The organism is Mesorhizobium sp. YL-MeA3-2017 (genome assembly GCF_030814575.1).
Lineage (GTDB): Bacteria > Pseudomonadota > Alphaproteobacteria > Rhizobiales > Rhizobiaceae > Mesorhizobium > Mesorhizobium terrae.
In genome coordinates, this window is sequence record NZ_JAUSVH010000001.1 from 5204188 (window position 1) to 5220838 (window position 16651).

The window sequence follows — 16651 nt, forward strand, 5'->3', positions numbered from 1 at the left end:
AAGCCGCGATCGACGGAAGCGGCTGGCTTCCGTCACGCTAGCCTTGCCCGGGGCTAGAAGAAACCCTTGCGCTGCCACCAGCCGCCGCGCTTCGGCTTTTCCTCGCCCGCGCCTTCGGTCTCGGTCGTGACGACCGAGGAAACCACCGGCGCGGCGGGAGCCTCGGTGGCGGCCGCCTTGCGGCGCGTCGCGCGTGGCTTCTTTTCGGCCGGAGCTTCCGGTGCTGCCGGCGCCGGCTCGACGACGATCGCGGCGGGCGCTTCGGCAGCGGCGGCCGCCTCAGCTGCTGCGGCTTCCGCCTCGGCCTTCTTCGACTTCGCGGTACGGCGCGGTTTCTTCGGCTTTTCGGCTGGTGCTTCCTCGACCACGGGCGCTGGTTCGGCGACCACCTCGGCCACGGGTGCCTCGGCGACAGCCTCGGCCTTTTCGTCGGCCGCTACGGCTTCAGCCGTCTCGTCGCCGGCCTCGCCGTCTTCCTTGCGGTTGCGCTTGCCGCCGCGCTTGCCGCGCCGGCGCTTCTTAGCCGCGCCATCGTCGTCGGCCTCGGCAGCAGCGCTTGCCTCGGCATCGGCGCTCGCAGCCTCGGCCGCAACGACCTCAACCTCGTCGTCGGCTTCGTCTTCGCCATCAGCCGAGACGGCGTTTCCGTCGTCAGCCGAAGCCGGTGCGGCGTGATCGCGATCCTTGCCGCCACGACGCCGGCGGCGACGACGACGCTTGCGGTCGCGCTGGCTGTCGCCGTCGCGGGCCTGCTGGCTCGCCTGCGGCTGTTCGCTCTCGGCCTCGGCTTCGTCCTCTTCCTCGACGACGATGTCGTCTTCCGGCTCCTCGATCTCGATCGGGATCGGCTGTTGGCGCACTTCGACGAAACCTTCCGGCTTCTCGGCCAGCGCGCCGCGCGTGATCTGGTAATGCTGTGAGCCGACCGTCTCGTCGGCCTCGACGGTGATGGTCAGGCCGAAGCGGCTTTCCAGCTCCACCAGCGTCGCGCGTTTATGGTTGAGAACATAGAGCGCGGTGGCCGCCGGGGTGCGCACGGTAATGTGGCTGCGCGAATCCTTGAGCAGGAATTCCTCGATCGCACGCACGACCAGCAGTGCCACCGACGAATCGGACCGCACATGGCCGGTGCCGCCGCAATGCGGGCACGGCTTCATGGTCGATTCCAGAACCGAGGCGCGAATGCGCTGGCGGCTCATTTCCAGAAGGCCGAAATGCGAGATGCGTCCGACCTGGATGCGCGCGCGGTCGTTCTTCAGGCAATCCTTGATCTTCTTTTCGACGGCCCGGTTGTTCCGGTTCTCTTCCATGTCGATGAAGTCGATGACGATCAGGCCGGCGAGATCGCGCAGCCTGAGCTGGCGCGCCACTTCATCGGCCGCCTCCAGATTGGTCTGGAGCGCGGTATCCTCGATGGAATGTTCGCGCGTCGAGCGGCCGGAGTTCACGTCGATGGAGACGAGAGCTTCGGTCTGGTTGATGATGATGTAGCCGCCGCTCTTCAGCGTCACCTGTGGCTGCAGCATCTTGTCGAGTTGCGCCTCGATGCCGTTGCGGGCGAAAATCGGCGATGTGTCGCGATAGGGCTGGACCATCTTGGCATGGCTGGGCATCAGCATGCGCATGAAGTCCTTGGCCTCGCGATAGCCGTCCTCGCCGGCCACAAGGATCTCGTCGATCTCCTTGTTGTAGAGGTCGCGCACCGAGCGCTTGATCAGCGAGCCTTCCTCATAGACGAGGGCAGGGGCCGTCGACTGCAGGGTCAGGTTGCGGACGTTTTCCCACAGCCGCATCAGATATTCGTAGTCGCGCTTGATCTCCGCCTTGGTGCGGCTTTCGCCGGCGGTGCGCAGGATGACGCCCATGCCCTGCGGCACTTCGAGGTCGGTGACGACTTCCTTCAGCCGCTTGCGGTCCTGGGCGTTGGTGATCTTGCGCGAGATACCGCCGCCACGCGCCGTATTCGGCATCAGCACCGAGTAGCGGCCGGCGAGCGACAGATAGGTGGTCAGCGCCGCGCCCTTGTTGCCGCGCTCTTCCTTGACGACCTGCACCAGCAGGATCTGGCGGCGCTTGATGACTTCCTGGATCTTGTACTGCTTGCGCACCGGCTTGCGGCGGTTGCGGATTTCCTCGAGTGCATCCTCGGCACCAACCGATTCGATCTCGTGTTCGTCGGAATGGGCGACCGGAACCTCTTCCAGCATGCCGCGATCCGAATCGGCGGCGGGCGCGTGGTCTTCGGTCGCGTGTTCTTCGCTGTGATGGGCCTCGTCGCCGATGGTTTCCACCACCTCGACGGTTTCCGAAATCACGTCGACTTCGACGCTGGCCGCGATCGAGCCGCCCTTGGCGCTCTCGTTCTCGCCGTCGCCATTGGTCTCGACGCCTTCATGGGCGTCATCAGAGGCCTCGGCGACGCTGTCGTCGCCGTTTTCACCGTTTTCGCCGGTCGAGGCGTCGCGCTTGCGTTCGCCGCGCTCGCGGTTGCGGCCGCGACGTCTGCCGCGACGTCCGCGGTTGCGGTCCTGGCGCTCGTCGCCGTCGCCATTCTCGTCGTCTTCCTCGTCCTCGGCCTGCTCGGCCTCGGCGCGCAGCAGCGCCTGACGGTCGGCGACCGGGATCTGGTAATAGTCGGGATGGATTTCGGAGAAGGCGAGGAAGCCGTGGCGGTTGCCGCCATATTCGACGAAAGCCGCCTGAAGCGATGGCTCTACACGCGTTACGCGGGCGAGGTAGATGTTTCCTTTGAGCTGCTTCTTGTCTTGCGATTCGAAGTCAAATTCTTCAATGCGGTTACCGCGAATGACGACGACGCGTGTTTCCTCCGGGTGGGAGGCATCGATTAGCATCTTGTTGGGCATTATTGTGTTTCCTCCCGGCAGCCGCCAGCGGCGGCGAGCGGAACGATGTCCACTGCCGTGATGCTGCGTTTGCGTGCGTGCCGGATATTTGATCGTCCGCAGTGGGCCGCTTCAGGGTGATGGCGGTGCCGCCCGCAGCCATGATGGCGCGGTTGAATGCGGACCTTTCCAATATAGTGCCTGAAACCGTCAAAACCGAACGGACCTTTTTGAACCAAAGCCCGGAAAACCGGACCAGCTTGTTTGCTCATGTCGAGCCGGCGCGGGACAACCCATGCCGTTTTCCTGCCGCAGCTGCTTCCCCCGCCTTGGGTGGGCACCTGCGAAAATCGTCGCGATCGACTGCCATCCTGTCGCTTTGAGCGAAAGAGCCATCCTGCCTGTGGATTGCAGCGGAATGCTGCGCGGCGAGGAGGCTCCGGGATTGCAGAGACCCACTGTCGCTTTTATGATTTGGAGCGGTCGAAGGCAACCCCGATTTCCATGCCGGCAAAAAGCCGGGGCGGAACGGAAAACGCCCGCGAAAAGGCTTGGTTAACCTTCTCTGGATACCAATCGTTAATCGAGTTCGCGGCCTACCTGCGTGTGTGAACAACCGCCGGCGAGCACGTCGACCCGGAAGCGACTGGAATTGAAATGGGGCTGCAGCCAATCATACACAAGGGTCTCGACCGCCTGGCTGCCTTGTTGTGCGCGCTTTTCCTCGCTGTCACCTGCCTTGCCACCCCTTCCGTTTCGCATGCCGCCGAGGCGTCTATCGCGGCCAACGGCTATAAGATGGCCGGCGATGCCACCAAGATGCGCATCGTCATCAACTTCGATCGCGAGCCGAACCCGAAATGGTTCCTGCTGCGCGGACCGCACCGCCTTGTCGTCGATCTTCCCAACACCAAGCTTTCCTTCAGCGCCAAGGATTTGAAGGCCCGCGGCCTCGTCAAAGGCGTGCGCTACGGTCTGCACGACGCAAACACCTCGCGGCTGATCCTGATCACCAAGGGGCCGTTCCACGTCGACAAGCTGGACGTGCTCAAGAACGAGGACGGCTCGGGCTATCGCATGGCGCTCGACATTTCCGCGGTTTCCGACAAGGAATTTGACGCTGCGCTGGCGGACCAGGCCTTGACCACCGCCTCGACCGTCGCGCCCGACAAGCGCGAGCGCCTGGCGAAACCTGTCCCGGTGGCGGCGAGCCACCGCTTCACGGTGGTGCTCGACCCCGGCCATGGCGGCGTCGACGGCGGCGCCGAGGGGCTGAACGGCACAATCGAAAAGGATGTCACGCTCGCTTTCGCCAAGGAATTGCGCGACAAGCTGGTCGCCGAAGGCAAGTACGATGTCTCGCTGACGCGCGACGACGACACCTATCTGCGCCTCGACGATCGCGTGCGCATCGCCCGCCAGCGCGGCGCCAACCTGTTCATTTCCATCCACGCCGACACGATCCGCCTGAAGGGCATCCGCGGCGCCACCGTCTACACGGTTTCCGACAAGGCGTCCGACCCGGAAGCCCAGGCGCTCGCCGCCCGCGAAAACCTGTCCGACCAGTTCGCCGGCATGGAGATCAAGGAAGAGAGCCAGGAAGTCACCGACATTCTGATCGACCTGATCCGCCGCGAGACGCATTCCTTCTCGATGGGCTTTGCCCAGACACTGGTTGGGCAATTGTCGACGAGCGTCGGCCTGATCAACAACCCGCATCGCTTCGCCGGTTTCCGCGTGTTGAAGGCGCCTGACGTGCCTTCCGTGCTGGTAGAGCTTGGCTACCTGTCAAACGCCAAGGACGAGGCCCAGCTCACCGACCCGGAATGGCGCGGCAAGGCCGCCGACAGCATCGCCAAGGCGGTGTCGTCCTTCGCTGCTTCCCGTGTGAACGCCGGCGGCTGATGCCGCCTAGATCGCAGCCGTGATGATGTGTGCCTGGATCTTGGCGGTAAGTTCGCCGCTGCCATATTTCTCCGCGATCGCGGTTGCAACGTAATCGGTCGCCGCTTCCAGCTTTCCCGCATCCCTGGCTTCGATTTCGCTGCGAAGAACAGTTCCCTGGCAATAAGCTACGGCCAGAAGGCGGGGCGAGGGGGCACGGCTCTGCTCGGCTTTCGTCTCGGTCGCGACGTGGGAAAAACCCACGCTCTCCAATTCGCGGCGTATCAAGGCCGTGTCGTGGTAGCCGTGCGGCGTGCGCGCCAGGAAGCGCGGCGGATCATCCGGAAAAAACCTTGCGAGCGCGTTGGTCACGTCGTTCCCGAAGGCATTCTCCTCGATGCGATCCCATACATTGAACAGAAAATGCCCTCCCGGTCTCAGCACCCGCCTTGCCTCGCGATAGGCGGCAGGGCGATCGGGAAAGAACATCGCGCCGAACTGACAGCAGACGAGGTCGAAGGTCGCATCCTCGAACGGCAGCGCCAATGCATCCGCCTGGCGCCATGTGATGCGGCTGTCGGCGGCCTGTCGCGATGCGGCGTAGTCAAGCATTGGCTGGTTGAGGTCGGTGACGACATAGCGCGCGTCGGTGGAGAGTTTCGGCGCCAATGCGCGGGTGACGGCTCCGGTGCCTGCGGCGACTTCCAGGACGGCGACGGGCGACAACGACGCTGCACGTTGAGCAAGATCCGCGGCATACGGCGCGAAAATCAATGGCACCATGTAGCGGTCGTAGTTTTCCGGGATGGAGCCAGCAAATAGCTTGTCTGCTTCCAACATGACGATCACCCACCGTCTGTCCGATGATGCGCGAGACTAGCACGGAACTGTTTGCTTCGCGCCGTTTTTGACCGCGAGGGCACAACGGCGCGGCAATTGAAGATGCGAAGGGCGCGCGCTCTTTTCCTCGGCGTTGCGTCAAGACAACACCGGATGATATTCTTTGGCCAATTGACCAGTAAGTTGGCTATTGCCGCAATTTGCCCACATCGCCGCGACAAAGGGTGGCGAGCGAGCCGGGACTGTTCCCGGGACTTGCGTGGCAAACGGTATCGTTTATGGCGTCTCGGGCAGGAACCGTCGCCGAGATTGCCGTGGTGCATAGGTGATGCGTGGGTTTGTTCGGGAAATCGATTCCGATTTCCGGGACCATGCGCTAGGGAAATCCTGAGCCACGGACTGGAGCGGGCATGATTCGTCTTATCGGCTATTTCTTCGGCATCGGCACGATGCTGGCATTGGTGGCCGCGGCGGTTGTCGCGATGTATGTCGGCAATCTGGCCAAGCAGCTGCCGGACTACGAGGTCTTGGCCAAATACGAGCCGCCGGTGACCACCCGTATCCACGCCTCCGACGGCGCGCTGATGGCGGAATATGCGCGCGAACGCCGCCTCTATCTGCCGATCCAGGCCGTGCCGGACCGCGTCAAGGCCGCGTTCCTTTCGGCGGAAGACAAGAATTTCTACAGCCACCCCGGCATCGATATCACCGGTCTCGGCCGCGCCATCATCGTCAACGTCCAGAACTGGGGCTCGCGCCGCCCGGTCGGCGCCTCGACCATCACGCAGCAGGTGGCGAAGAACTTCCTGTTGACCGCCGACCAGACGATGGACCGCAAGATCAAGGAAGCGCTTCTCGCCTTCCGCATCGAGCAGGCCTATTCCAAGGACCGCATCCTCGAGCTCTATCTGAACGAAATTTTCTTCGGCCTGGGCGCCTACGGCGTCGCCGGCGCCGCGCTGACCTATTTCGACAAGTCGGTGAACGAGCTGACCGTGTCCGAGGCCGCTTATCTCGCCGCATTGCCGCGCGGCCCGTCCAACTACCATCCGTTCCGTCACACTGAGCGCGCCATCGAGCGCCGCAACTGGGTGATCGACCAGATGGTCGAGAATGGCTACGTCACCAAGGAAGAGGGCGCCAAGGCCAAGGCCGAGCCGCTCGGCGTCAAGCCGCGCCGCAACGGCACCTATTTGTTCGCCGGCGAATACTTCACCGAGGAAGTGCGCCGCCAGATCATCTCCCGCTATGGCGAGAACGCGCTCTATGAGGGCGGCCTTTCCATCCGCACGACGCTCGATCCCAAGCTGCAGCTCATCGCCCGCAAGTCGATGCAGAACGGCCTGATGAAGTTCGACACGCTGCGCGGCTATCGCGGCCCGGTGACGAAGATCGACGTGTCCGGCGAGTGGGGCGTGCCGCTCGGTGCCGTCAAGGGCCTGAGCGACGTGCCGGAATGGTCGCTGGCCGTCGTGCTCGACAGTTCCGACAAGGGTCTCAGCATCGGCCTGCAGCCGGACCGCGCCGCCTCCGGCGATCTGGTCAAGGAGCGGGTCGAGGGAACGATCACCCGTGACGACATGAGCTGGGCCATGCGCTACAAGCAGGGCGACAAGACGCTGAAGGCAAAGTCGCCTTCGGAAGTGCTGAAGCCGGGCGACGTCATCTTCGTGCAGAAGAAGGACGACAGCGGTTCCGACTACCTGTTGCGTCAGGTTCCCGAGGTCGAGGGCGGTCTGATCGCCATGGACCCGCATACCGGCCGCGTGCTCGCCATGGTCGGCGGCTTCTCTTATGCGGCGTCGGAATTCAACCGCGCCACCCAGGCGATGCGCCAGCCGGGTTCGTCGTTCAAGCCGATCGTCTATTCGGCGGCGCTCGACAACGGTTATACGCCGGCCTCCGTCATCATGGACGGGCCGATCACCATCCAGACCGGCAACACCACCTGGACGCCGAAAAACTATGACGGTGGCTCGGCCGGCCCGGCGACGCTGCGCTCCGGCATCGAGCGGTCGCGCAACCTGATGACGGTGCGGCTTGCCAACGACATGGGCATGAAGCTGGTGGCTGAATATGCCGAGCGTTTCGGCGTCTACGATCACCTGGCGCCTTATCTGCCTATGGCGCTGGGTTCTGGCGAAACCACCGTCATGCGCATGGTCTCGGCCTATTCGATCATGGCCAATGGCGGCAAGTCGATCAAACCGTCGGTCATCGACCGTATCCAGGACCGCTACGGCAAGACCGTTTTCCGCCAGGACGAACGGACCTGCGAAAACTGCAACGCCACCGAGTGGAAGAACCAGCCCGAGCCTGATCTGGTCGACAATTCCGAGCAGGTGCTCGACCCGATGACTGCCTACCAGATCACCTCGATGATGGAAGGCGTCGTCCAGCGCGGTACGGCTGTTACCATTTCGCAGCTCGGCTATCCGATCGCCGGCAAGACCGGCACCACCAATGACGAGAAGGACGCCTGGTTCATCGGCTTCACGCCGAACCTCGTTGTCGGTCTCTACCTTGGCTACGACACGCCCAGGCAGCTGGGCAAGGGTGTCACCGGCGGCGGTCTGGCCGCGCCTGTCTTCAAGGACGTCATGCGCGAAGCGCTGGTCGGCCAGCCGAAGATCGAGTTCAAGATGCCGGACGGCATGACCCAGGTCGCTATCAACCGCAAGACCGGCATGCGTGCCGCCGAAGGCGATCCTGCCACGATCATGGAAGCCTTCAAGCCCGGCACCGGTCCGGCCGACAGCTACTGGGTCATCGGCATGGGCACCGACGGCTCGAACGGCCCCGGCACGGGATTGTCGCCGCAGGCTTCGCAAGCCATCCAGTCGGGTGGCGGCGGCCTCTACTAGTATCCTGGACAATGGCTTTGGGCCGGCCTCGCGCCGGCCCATTTCGCTTTACAGGGAGCAGGGCGATGCCTATGTATCGCGCCGACTTGGGCGTGTCGGGATTCATGCCATGGCGAGCCGCCATCTGCGGTCCGACATCGCTCTGATCTCAACAGGCCCCGAAACAGCCGGCCATCGGCTCAAGAAAACCGGAAAAGAAAAGCACCATGCGCGCGGAAACGCAGAACATCGTCGACGAGATCAGGCAGGCCGTAAGCCTGCTGAGGAGGCATCTTTGACTGGGATCAAGCGGTAAAACGGCTTGAATACCTGAACATCCGCGCCGAGGACGCCAGCCTCTGGAACGACCCGCAGGAAGCGCAGAAGCTGATGCGCGAGCGGCAGAGCCTGGAAGAAGGCATCGGCACGGTCAAGGGCGTCACCCAGGCGCTCGAGGACAATATCGGCCTCATCGAACTCGGCGAGGAAGAGGGCGACGAGAGCGTCGTCCAGGAAGCCGAGACGGCAATCCGTTCGCTGGCCGGAGAGGTCAGGGCGCGCCAGATCGAGACGATGCTGTCGGGCGAAGCCGACGGCAACGACACCTATCTGGAAGTCCACGCCGGCGCCGGCGGCACCGAAAGCCAGGACTGGGCGAACATGCTGCTGCGCATGTACACGCGCTGGGCCGAACGGCGGAAGTTCAAGGTCGAGGTGCTCGAAGTCCATGACGGCGAAGAAGCCGGCATCAAGTCGGCCACCGTGCTGATCAAGGGCCACAACGCCTATGGCTGGCTGAAGACGGAATCGGGCGTGCACCGCCTGGTGCGTATCTCGCCCTACGATTCCAACGCGCGTCGCCACACCTCGTTCTCGTCGATCTGGGTCTATCCGGTCATCGACGACAACATCCAGATCGATGTGAGCGAATCCGACGTGCGCATCGACACCTATCGTTCGTCCGGCGCCGGCGGCCAGCACGTCAATACGACAGACTCGGCCGTGCGTATCACGCACATCGCGACCGGTATCGCGGTTGCCTGCCAGGCCGGCCGGTCCCAGCACCAGAACCGCGCCAAGGCGTGGGAGATGCTGCGTTCGCGCCTTTACGAGGAAGAGCTGAAGAAGCGCGAGGCGGCTGCCAACGCCACCGAGGCGGCGAAGACCGAGATCGGCTGGGGCCACCAGATTCGCTCCTATGTTCTTCAGCCCTACCAGCTGGTGAAGGACCTGCGCACCGGGGTCGAATCGACCAGCCCGTCCGACGTGCTCGACGGCGACCTCGACGACTTCATGGAAGCGTCGCTGTCGCAGCGCATCGAGGGTGGCGTCGGCCAGGCTGTCGCCGACCTCGATTAGAGTTTAGTCGCGGGACAAACGATATCAGGCGCCGGTCGAAAGGCCGGCGCTTTTCATTATTTGGCAGAACCGTTCTTGAACCGCCTGCCGATGACCCAAACAGGCTTCGCAGAGGACTGTTGAGGAGCTGGCGTCCGGCGCAAAGCACGCTGGACATTTCGCCTGTGTCCGCAGAAGCTCCACTGCAATTCGCGCGATGGGGGACTCGGCGAAATTGGGAGCGAAATCTGTCGGACCGATCCTGGTTCCGACAGCACTGTCGCTTACGGCGAGCGTGCCCAATGGGCACCGAGGAGGCGCCAGTGCGTTACGTCTTGCTTCTCATTCCCTGCATATTGGCGGTCATTGCGCCGTTTTATAACGCGGTCGATCCGAGACTGTTCGGGTTCCCGTTCTTCTACTGGTTCCTGCTGGTCCTGATCCCGGTCTCATCACTGTTCATCTACCTCGCATCCAGGGTGGGCCGGTGATGATCGACAATCTCAACTGGCCGGCGACCATCGTTTTCGTCTTCTTCTTCGCCCTGGTCACCATCCTCGGCTTTGTCGCCTCGCGCTGGAAAGCCGGCGACCTCGACCAGTTGCACGAATGGGGTCTGGGCGGGCGCCGCTTCGGTTCCTGGATCACCTGGTTCCTGCTCGGCGGCGACCTCTACACCGCCTATACGGTGATCGCGGTGCCGGCCCTCGTCTACGCCGTCGGTGCCTACGGCTTCTTCGCCGTGCCCTACACGATCCTCATCTATCCGTTCATCTTCCTCACCATGCCGCGCTTGTGGAATGTCACCCACCGGCGCGGTTATCTGACTGGCGCCGACTACATACTCGGCCGCTACGGCAACAAATGGCTTGAGCTGGCCGTCGCTTTCACCGGCCTGCTCGCCACCATGCCCTATATCGCGCTGCAACTCGTCGGCATGGAGATCGTCATCCAGGCGCTCGGCTTCTCCGGGCAGGGGATATTGTCGCACCTGCCGCTCACCATCGCCTTCGTCATCCTCGCCCTCTACACCTACAAGAGCGGGTTGCGGGCGCCGGCGATGATCGCCGTCGTCAAGGACGTGATGATCTACGTCTTCGTCATCGCAGCCGTGATCATCATCCCGATACAGCTTGGCGGCTATGGCGCGATCTTCGACGCGGCCGCGACCGTCTTCCAGGCGAAAAACGACGCCGCCATTGCCGCAGGCAAACCGGCCGCGACAGGCCTTATCCTGCAGCCGCAACAGATCTGGCCGTTCATCACCCTTGCGCTGGGTTCGGCGATGGCGCTGTTCATGTATCCGCATTCGATGACCGGCGTGCTCTCGGCCTCCGGCCCGAAGGCGATCCGCCGCAACGCCATCGCCCTGCCGGCCTATTCGCTGATCCTCGGCCTCATCGCGCTGCTCGGGCTGATGGGCCATGCGGCAGGCATCAAGGTCGACAATGCCCAGCAGGTCGTGCCCCAGCTGTTCCTCAAGCAATTCCCGGCCTGGTTCGCCGGCTTCGTTTTCGCTGCCATCGCCATCGGTGCGCTGGTGCCGGCTGCGGTGATGTCGATCGGCGCCGCCAACACCTTCACCCGCAATGTCTGGAAGCCCTTTGTCGAGCCGGACCTGTCGGCGCGCCGCGAAGCCTTCCTTGCCAAGCTGGTGTCGCTCATCGTCAAGATCGGCGCGCTGGCGGTGATCATTTTCATGCCGACCAAATTCGCCATCGACCTGCAATTGCTCGGCGGCGTCTGGATGATCCAGATTTTCCCGGCGCTGATCTTCGGTCTCTACACGCGCTGGTTCGGCGGCTGGGCCCTTTTGATGGGCTGGATCGCCGGAATGGTGCTCGGCACCTGGATAGCGTTCTCCTACGCGCTGACTCCGCTCACCCCGCTCTGGTCGGGTTTCGCGGTCTATACCGGGCTGCTGGCGGTGCTGGTCAACATCGCGGTCAGCGCGGTGTTCTCGCTGATCCTGCCCAACGACGCGCCGGACGAGACGCGCGACGCCGACTACGAGGACGCCCGGGCGGCCTCCTGACGTTAAGTTGTCAGGAGGGCCCCTCTATGGTGTGTTGCGGCCTGGTTGCCGCGCCACGGAAGGAGAGACATGATGATCGTCAAGGGAAGCTGTCACTGCAAGGCCACGACATTCGAAGTGTCGGATGCGCCCGGGACGGTGACGCAGTGCACCTGTTCCTTCTGTTCCAAGCGCGGCGCGCTCTGGGCCTACTACACCCCGGACCAGTTCAAGCTGACCAGCGCGCCGCAGAACGTGAGCTTCTATCGCTGGGGTTCCAAGACCATCAAACACGGCTTCTGCGCCGTCTGCGGTTGCGGCACCTTCACCCAGACGCCGGACTGGTCGACCGGAGAGCCTGACTTCGACAACCCCAAGATCAGCGTCAACGCACGCCTGTTCGACGATTTCGACCTCGACGAGGTCGAGGTGGTCGTGATCGATGGCAAAAATCTCTGGTGACGGGCCGAAGATCGTTTTTTCCCCTCATCGAAAAATTGGCCGAAGCGCCGGGCAAATCCCCGGTGCTTGCCATTTGGTGTTCCGGTTTTCGCCGCAATTCGTGCTAGAAGCGCGTCTAATCAGTGGCCCGGCCGGCGAGTCGCGGCCGCAGCTTGGAGAGGGGTATCCCATGAAGAAGACAGTGCTCAGCCTGGTGGCCGTTGCCGTGCTGGCCAGCGCCTGCACCACCGATCCGTATACGGGCGAGCAGAAGGTTTCCAACACCGCGGGCGGCGCCGTTCTCGGCGGTCTCGCGGGTGCAGCACTTGGCACCTTGGCCGGCGGTAACGACCGTCGCAATGCCTTGATCGGCGCCGGCATCGGCGCGCTGGCCGGCGGTGCCATCGGCTCGGTGATGGATCAGAACGAGAATGCGCTGCGCCAGCAGCTGGAGGGCACCGGCGTCTCCGTCACCCGCGCCGGCAACCAGATCATCCTCAACATGCCGTCCGACGTGACGTTCAACACCGACCAGGACGCGGTGAAGGCGACCTTCTATCCGGTGCTGAATTCGGTGGCCCTGGTGCTCAAGAAGTACAACCAGACGACAGTCGACGTGTTCGGCCACACCGATTCCACCGGTGGCGCCCAGCACAATTTCGACCTGTCGCAGCGTCGCGCGCTTTCGGTCGCGAACTACCTGTCGGCGCAGGGTGTCGATTCCCGGCGCTTCGCCGTCACCGGTTTCGGTGCGACGCGCCCGGTTGCGCCCAACAACACCCCTGCCGGCCGCGCGCAGAACCGCCGCGTCGAAATCCAGCTCTCGCCGCTCACCTGAGGCAGGGCGATTCACGCATACAAAAACGGCCCCGTTTCGGGGCCGTTTTTGTCTGTCTCGATGGTGGGGCTTGAGCCGGTTTTCGTAGCGGCGCGATCAGACCTTCGCCACGATCTTCATGAAAGCCGGCATGTCGTCGCCGAAACCAACGGTGGCGTCGTTCTCTTCCTCGCGGCGGCGATGCGGACGCTGGTCGCGCTGCGGCCGGGGGTCGGGCCGCTGTTCCTTGCGGCCGGCGTTCTCGGTGCGGATCGCATCCTTGCGCGCGCGGCGCTCGTCATTTTCGACAGCCGGCGCATCCGCCACGGCCTGTTCTTCGGTGTTCTCGTTGGCGGCGCGCTTGTCGTCGCGCTTGCCCTTGCGGCGGTCGTCGCCATCCTTGCGGCCGGCGCGGCGCGGCGCGCCACGGCCGCGGCGCGGCGTTTCGCTATCGTCTTCCTTGACGACGAGGGTCGACATGTCGCCGTCATGCCATTCGATCTGTTTGCCGATCAGCTTCTCGATCGCGTCGACATATTTCCCGTCCGACTTGGTCACGATGGTGAAGGACTTGCCGGAACGGCCGGCACGGCCGGTGCGGCCGATGCGGTGGACGTAGTCCTCGGCATGGATCGGCACATCGTAGTTGAAGACGTGGCTGACATCGGGGATGTCGAGACCGCGCGCCGCGACGTCCGAGGCGACCAGCAGCTTCAGCTTGCCGTCGCGGAAGTTGGACAGCATGGTCATGCGGGCGCGCTGGTCCATGTCGCCATGCAGCGCACCGGCATTGAAATCGTATTTCACCAGCGAGCGGAACAGCTCCGAAACCTCGACCTTGCGGTTGCAGAAGATGATGGCGTTCTTCAAGCCGTCTTCTTCCTGCCGGATCAGATCGCGCAGCACCTCGCGTTTGTCCCACGGCTTCGAGCCGGACTTGACCAGGCGCTGGGTCACGGTGTCGGCGGTCGTGGCGGCCTTGGCAACCTCGACGCGGACCGGCGCGTGCAGGAACTTTTCCGTCAGCTTTGTGATCTCGGGCGGCATCGTCGCCGAGAAGAACAGCGTCTGGCGGGTGAACGGGATCATCTCGCAGATGCGCTCGATGTCGGGGATGAAGCCCATGTCGAGCATGCGGTCGGCCTCGTCGATGACGAGGATCTCGACACCATTCAGAAGCAGCTTCCCGCGCTCACGATGGTCAAGCAGGCGGCCAGGCGTGGCGATGAGAACGTCGGCACCGCGCTCCAGCTTCTTGTCCTGCTCGTCGAACGAGACGCCGCCGATGAGAAGCGCGATGTTGAGTTTATGGTTCTTGCCGTATTTGACGAAATTCTCTTCGACCTGCGCGGCGAGTTCGCGCGTCGGCTCCAGGATGAGCGTGCGCGGCATGCGGGCCCGGGCGCGGCCCTTTTCCAGGCGCGTCAGCATCGGCAACACGAAGGAAGCGGTCTTGCCGGTACCGGTCTGGGCGATGCCGAGCACGTCCTTGCCGGTCAGCGCGTGCGGGATCGCGCCGGCCTGGATTGGCGTCGGCTGTGTGTATCCGGCATCGGTGACGGCAGAGAGGACCTTTGGCGAGAGGCCGAGGTCGGAAAAAAGCAACGCTTCTTGAGCGGTCTGGGTGTCTGAGGACAAGTTTTGCTGTCTTTGGCTTGTATTGGGAGCGCGGCGGCTTCCGTCGCGGCAGACGCCCCGCGTCTGCGATATGCTGCACGGCGATAGGCGCAAGTCCGCGTTTTGTCAACACAAACGGGCCGGAAACCGCGCGATTGCGTGGGTCAACCTTAATGTGGGGCCGCGAAGCACGCCGTCAAGGCGGGCGGGACGCTCAATAGCGGAATTGTTCGGCGAGAATGCGCTCGTCCCAGGAATGGTTGGGATCGAACAGCAAAGTGGCGGTCGCGGTCAGCGATTCCCGCACCGTCACCGAGGTCACCGCCTTCACTTCCGTGTGGTCGGCGGCGGCGTTCACCGGACGTTTTTCCGCCTCGAGGATGTCGAAGCGCACCGTCGCCCGGTTGGAGAGCAGCGCGCCGCGCCAGCGCCGCGGCCGGAACGGGCTCACCGGCGTCAGCGCGAGCAGCGGCGCGTCGAGCGGCAGGATGGGGCCGTGGGCGGAGAGATTATAGGCGGTCGAGCCGGCCGGCGTGGCGATCATGACGCCGTCGCAGCTCAATTCCTCCAGCCTGACATGGTCGTCCACCGCGATCCGGATCTTGGCGGTCTGATAGGACTGGCGCCACAGCGCCACCTCGTTGATGGCAAGCGCCGAGACGGTCTCGCCATCGGCGCCGGTCGCCACCATTTCGAGCGGGCGGATGGTTTCGGGCACGGCCTTCGCGATGCGTTCGGGCAAGTTCTTCTCACGGAACTCGTTCATCAGGAAGCCGATCGTGCCGCGGTTCATGCCGAAGACGCGCTTACCCGTGCTCATCGTGTCGCGCAGCGTCTGCAACAGGAAGCCGTCGCCGCCCAGCGCCACGATCGTATCGGCTTCGTCCACCGGAGCCTGGCCATAACGGGCTGACAGCCGCTCGAGCGCTGCCTTGGCGTCGTCGGTGTCGGAGGAAACGAAGGCGAGGCGGCTTGCGGTGTTCGTCATGGTCCCCGGCTGGCGATTGGTGATCCTCGGCATCGCCCGTCGCGGGGTAGCATGCGTGATGCGTGCCTGCAAAGGGTGTGACGCGGGCGGTGGTGACGATGTTGCCGCTCCCGGACCAGAACCGCGGCATCGCGACCCTGCCGAAAACATGGTTAAAACCTGTCTTAATTTTTCGGAAATTTGCTTTGGTCATGCTAAGGACAGCAATCGGGAGGCGGGGGCCACATTTTCGAGAGCTGCGCTTTGCCCTTGTCACGCCTGATGATCCTGTTCCTGATGCTCGGCTCGTTTGCCGTCATGTTCTCAATCGTCGTCAGGGCTTCGGACCAGATGAATGAACCCGTCGTCTCGAAATGCAGCGGCATCCTGATGCCGTGCCTGAACAAGCGCTGAAAAGGCAGTCGGGAAGGGTCGAAACCACGGGATTCGCGAGGGCGGTAGCCCGTCGCTCCATCGGAGCGGCAAGCGAAACAAGCTGAAGTGGGATCGGGAATGGCGCACCTCTCCGGCGCAGGATCGAACCCGCGGGATTCGCAAGGACGACTGTCCGTCGGCCCAACAGGCCGCCCCATCGGAGCGGTGAGCGAAGCGAACTCGCGTGAGATAGAGAAAATGGTGCCCCCGGACGGGATCGAACCGCCGACCTTCGGTTTACAAAACCGCTGCTCTACCAGCTGAGCTACAAGGGCACGGCGCTCCGGTTAGCATATTTGCCGTTCCAGTAAAGATATTTGTCGACGCCGCGCGTGTCGAGATTTGGGCATTTGCCGCCACCGGCATGAAATCGGCGGGCTCCATGCCTATATCCTTTGCTGGCGCTCCTCGTGGGCGTCGTTGCGCGGGGATTGGTGATGCTCCGGATCGTCTTTGTCGTCCTGATCGTGCTGGCCGTGTGGGTGCTGGTCATGAAGCTGTACAACGCCGTCAAGGGGGCGAATGTCGACTGGACCGGCGTCAGCTTCGTCATCGGTTTCATCGTCCTGGCATTCTGGCTGCGCCACGTCACCGGCATTGGCTGAGGACGAC

13 protein-coding genes and 1 tRNA gene are annotated in these 16651 nt (G+C 63.5%); 9 read left to right on the forward strand and 5 right to left on the reverse strand.

Features of this window, described 5'->3' with window-relative positions; all coding sequences use genetic code 11:
* Nucleotides 1-53: 53 nt before the first annotated feature.
* Nucleotides 54-2864, reverse strand: a complete 2811-nt coding sequence (locus QFZ88_RS24585) for an Rne/Rng family ribonuclease (RefSeq protein WP_024926532.1) — start codon at nucleotides 2862-2864, stop codon at nucleotides 54-56.
* A gap of 636 nt (nucleotides 2865-3500) precedes the next feature.
* Between QFZ88_RS24585 and QFZ88_RS24590 the strand changes: the two genes are divergently transcribed.
* A complete protein-coding gene (locus QFZ88_RS24590; RefSeq protein WP_024926531.1) occupies nucleotides 3501-4748 on the forward strand; it encodes an N-acetylmuramoyl-L-alanine amidase in 1248 nt (415 codons plus the stop codon).
* Between the two features lie 6 nt (nucleotides 4749-4754).
* Here QFZ88_RS24590 and QFZ88_RS24595 read toward each other — a convergent pair whose 3' ends face one another.
* Nucleotides 4755-5567 (reverse strand): class I SAM-dependent methyltransferase, encoded by an 813-nt coding sequence (locus tag QFZ88_RS24595; RefSeq protein ID WP_024926530.1) that lies wholly within the window; start codon nucleotides 5565-5567, stop codon nucleotides 4755-4757.
* A 410-nt stretch (nucleotides 5568-5977) separates the two neighbouring features.
* Between QFZ88_RS24595 and QFZ88_RS24600 the strand changes: the two genes are divergently transcribed.
* From QFZ88_RS24600 to QFZ88_RS24625, 6 genes are all read left to right on the forward strand, one after another.
* Nucleotides 5978-8431, forward strand: coding sequence for a penicillin-binding protein 1A (locus QFZ88_RS24600; protein WP_024926529.1), 2454 nt, complete (start codon nucleotides 5978-5980; stop codon nucleotides 8429-8431).
* A 206-nt stretch (nucleotides 8432-8637) separates the two neighbouring features.
* Nucleotides 8638-9769, forward strand: a protein-coding gene (gene prfB, locus QFZ88_RS24605) for a peptide chain release factor 2 (protein ID WP_137900470.1) whose coding sequence is annotated in 2 segments (ribosomal slippage) — nucleotides 8638-8703 and nucleotides 8705-9769 — 1131 coding nt in all. Because the reading frame shifts where the segments join, the coding sequence is not laid out codon by codon here.
* Nucleotides 9770-10071: 302 nt separating this feature from the next.
* Nucleotides 10072-10239 (forward strand): DUF3311 domain-containing protein, encoded by a 168-nt coding sequence (locus QFZ88_RS24610; protein ID WP_161773076.1) that lies wholly within the window; start codon nucleotides 10072-10074, stop codon nucleotides 10237-10239.
* Nucleotides 10239-11783, forward strand: coding sequence for a monocarboxylate uptake permease MctP (mctP, locus tag QFZ88_RS24615; protein ID WP_024926527.1), 1545 nt, complete (start codon nucleotides 10239-10241; stop codon nucleotides 11781-11783). The genes QFZ88_RS24610 and mctP overlap by 1 nt, the downstream gene beginning before the upstream one ends.
* Nucleotides 11784-11855: 72 nt before the next feature.
* Complete coding sequence (locus QFZ88_RS24620; RefSeq protein WP_024926526.1) at nucleotides 11856-12224, forward strand: GFA family protein; 369 nt, start codon at nucleotides 11856-11858, stop codon at nucleotides 12222-12224.
* Between the two features lie 169 nt (nucleotides 12225-12393).
* A complete protein-coding gene (locus QFZ88_RS24625; protein ID WP_024926525.1) occupies nucleotides 12394-13041 on the forward strand; it encodes an OmpA family protein in 648 nt (215 codons plus the stop codon).
* A gap of 96 nt (nucleotides 13042-13137) precedes the next feature.
* On the opposite strand, the gene QFZ88_RS24630 is transcribed toward QFZ88_RS24625, so the two are convergent.
* Nucleotides 13138-14658 (reverse strand): DEAD/DEAH box helicase, encoded by a 1521-nt coding sequence (locus tag QFZ88_RS24630; protein ID WP_024926524.1) that lies wholly within the window; start codon nucleotides 14656-14658, stop codon nucleotides 13138-13140.
* Nucleotides 14659-14851: 193 nt separating this feature from the next.
* Nucleotides 14852-15625 carry an NAD kinase gene (locus QFZ88_RS24635; RefSeq protein ID WP_024926523.1) on the reverse strand — a complete coding sequence of 258 codons (774 nt, stop codon included), beginning with the start codon at nucleotides 15623-15625 and terminating at the stop codon, nucleotides 14852-14854.
* Between the two features lie 243 nt (nucleotides 15626-15868).
* Here QFZ88_RS24635 and QFZ88_RS24640 point away from each other — a divergent pair, with 243 nt between their 5' ends.
* Nucleotides 15869-16018 (forward strand): hypothetical protein, encoded by a 150-nt coding sequence (locus tag QFZ88_RS24640; protein WP_162835314.1) that lies wholly within the window; start codon nucleotides 15869-15871, stop codon nucleotides 16016-16018.
* A 220-nt stretch (nucleotides 16019-16238) separates the two neighbouring features.
* Here QFZ88_RS24640 and QFZ88_RS24645 read toward each other — a convergent pair.
* Nucleotides 16239-16314: transfer RNA gene (locus QFZ88_RS24645), tRNA-Thr, on the reverse strand.
* Between the two features lie 162 nt (nucleotides 16315-16476).
* Here QFZ88_RS24645 and QFZ88_RS24650 point away from each other — a divergent pair.
* Nucleotides 16477-16644, forward strand: a complete 168-nt coding sequence (locus QFZ88_RS24650) for a hypothetical protein (protein ID WP_162835315.1) — start codon at nucleotides 16477-16479, stop codon at nucleotides 16642-16644.
* Nucleotides 16645-16651 lie beyond the last annotated feature (7 nt).

Excerpts from the sequence above, each read along its gene's own strand:
- QFZ88_RS24585 (WP_024926532.1), bottom strand. The coding sequence starts at position 2,864 with ATGCCCAACAAGATGCTAATCGATGCCTCCCACCCGGAGGAAACACGC.
- QFZ88_RS24590 (WP_024926531.1), top strand. The coding sequence starts at position 3,501 with ATGGGGCTGCAGCCAATCATACACAAGGGTCTCGACCGCCTGGCTGCC.
- QFZ88_RS24595 (WP_024926530.1), bottom strand. The coding sequence starts at position 5,567 with ATGTTGGAAGCAGACAAGCTATTTGCTGGCTCCATCCCGGAAAACTAC.
- QFZ88_RS24600 (WP_024926529.1), top strand. The coding sequence starts at position 5,978 with ATGATTCGTCTTATCGGCTATTTCTTCGGCATCGGCACGATGCTGGCA.
- mctP (WP_024926527.1), top strand. The coding sequence starts at position 10,239 with ATGATCGACAATCTCAACTGGCCGGCGACCATCGTTTTCGTCTTCTTC.
- QFZ88_RS24620 (WP_024926526.1), top strand. The coding sequence starts at position 11,856 with ATGATCGTCAAGGGAAGCTGTCACTGCAAGGCCACGACATTCGAAGTG.
- QFZ88_RS24625 (WP_024926525.1), top strand. The coding sequence starts at position 12,394 with ATGAAGAAGACAGTGCTCAGCCTGGTGGCCGTTGCCGTGCTGGCCAGC.
- QFZ88_RS24635 (WP_024926523.1), bottom strand. The coding sequence starts at position 15,625 with ATGACGAACACCGCAAGCCGCCTCGCCTTCGTTTCCTCCGACACCGAC.
- QFZ88_RS24650 (WP_162835315.1), top strand. The coding sequence starts at position 16,477 with ATGCTCCGGATCGTCTTTGTCGTCCTGATCGTGCTGGCCGTGTGGGTG.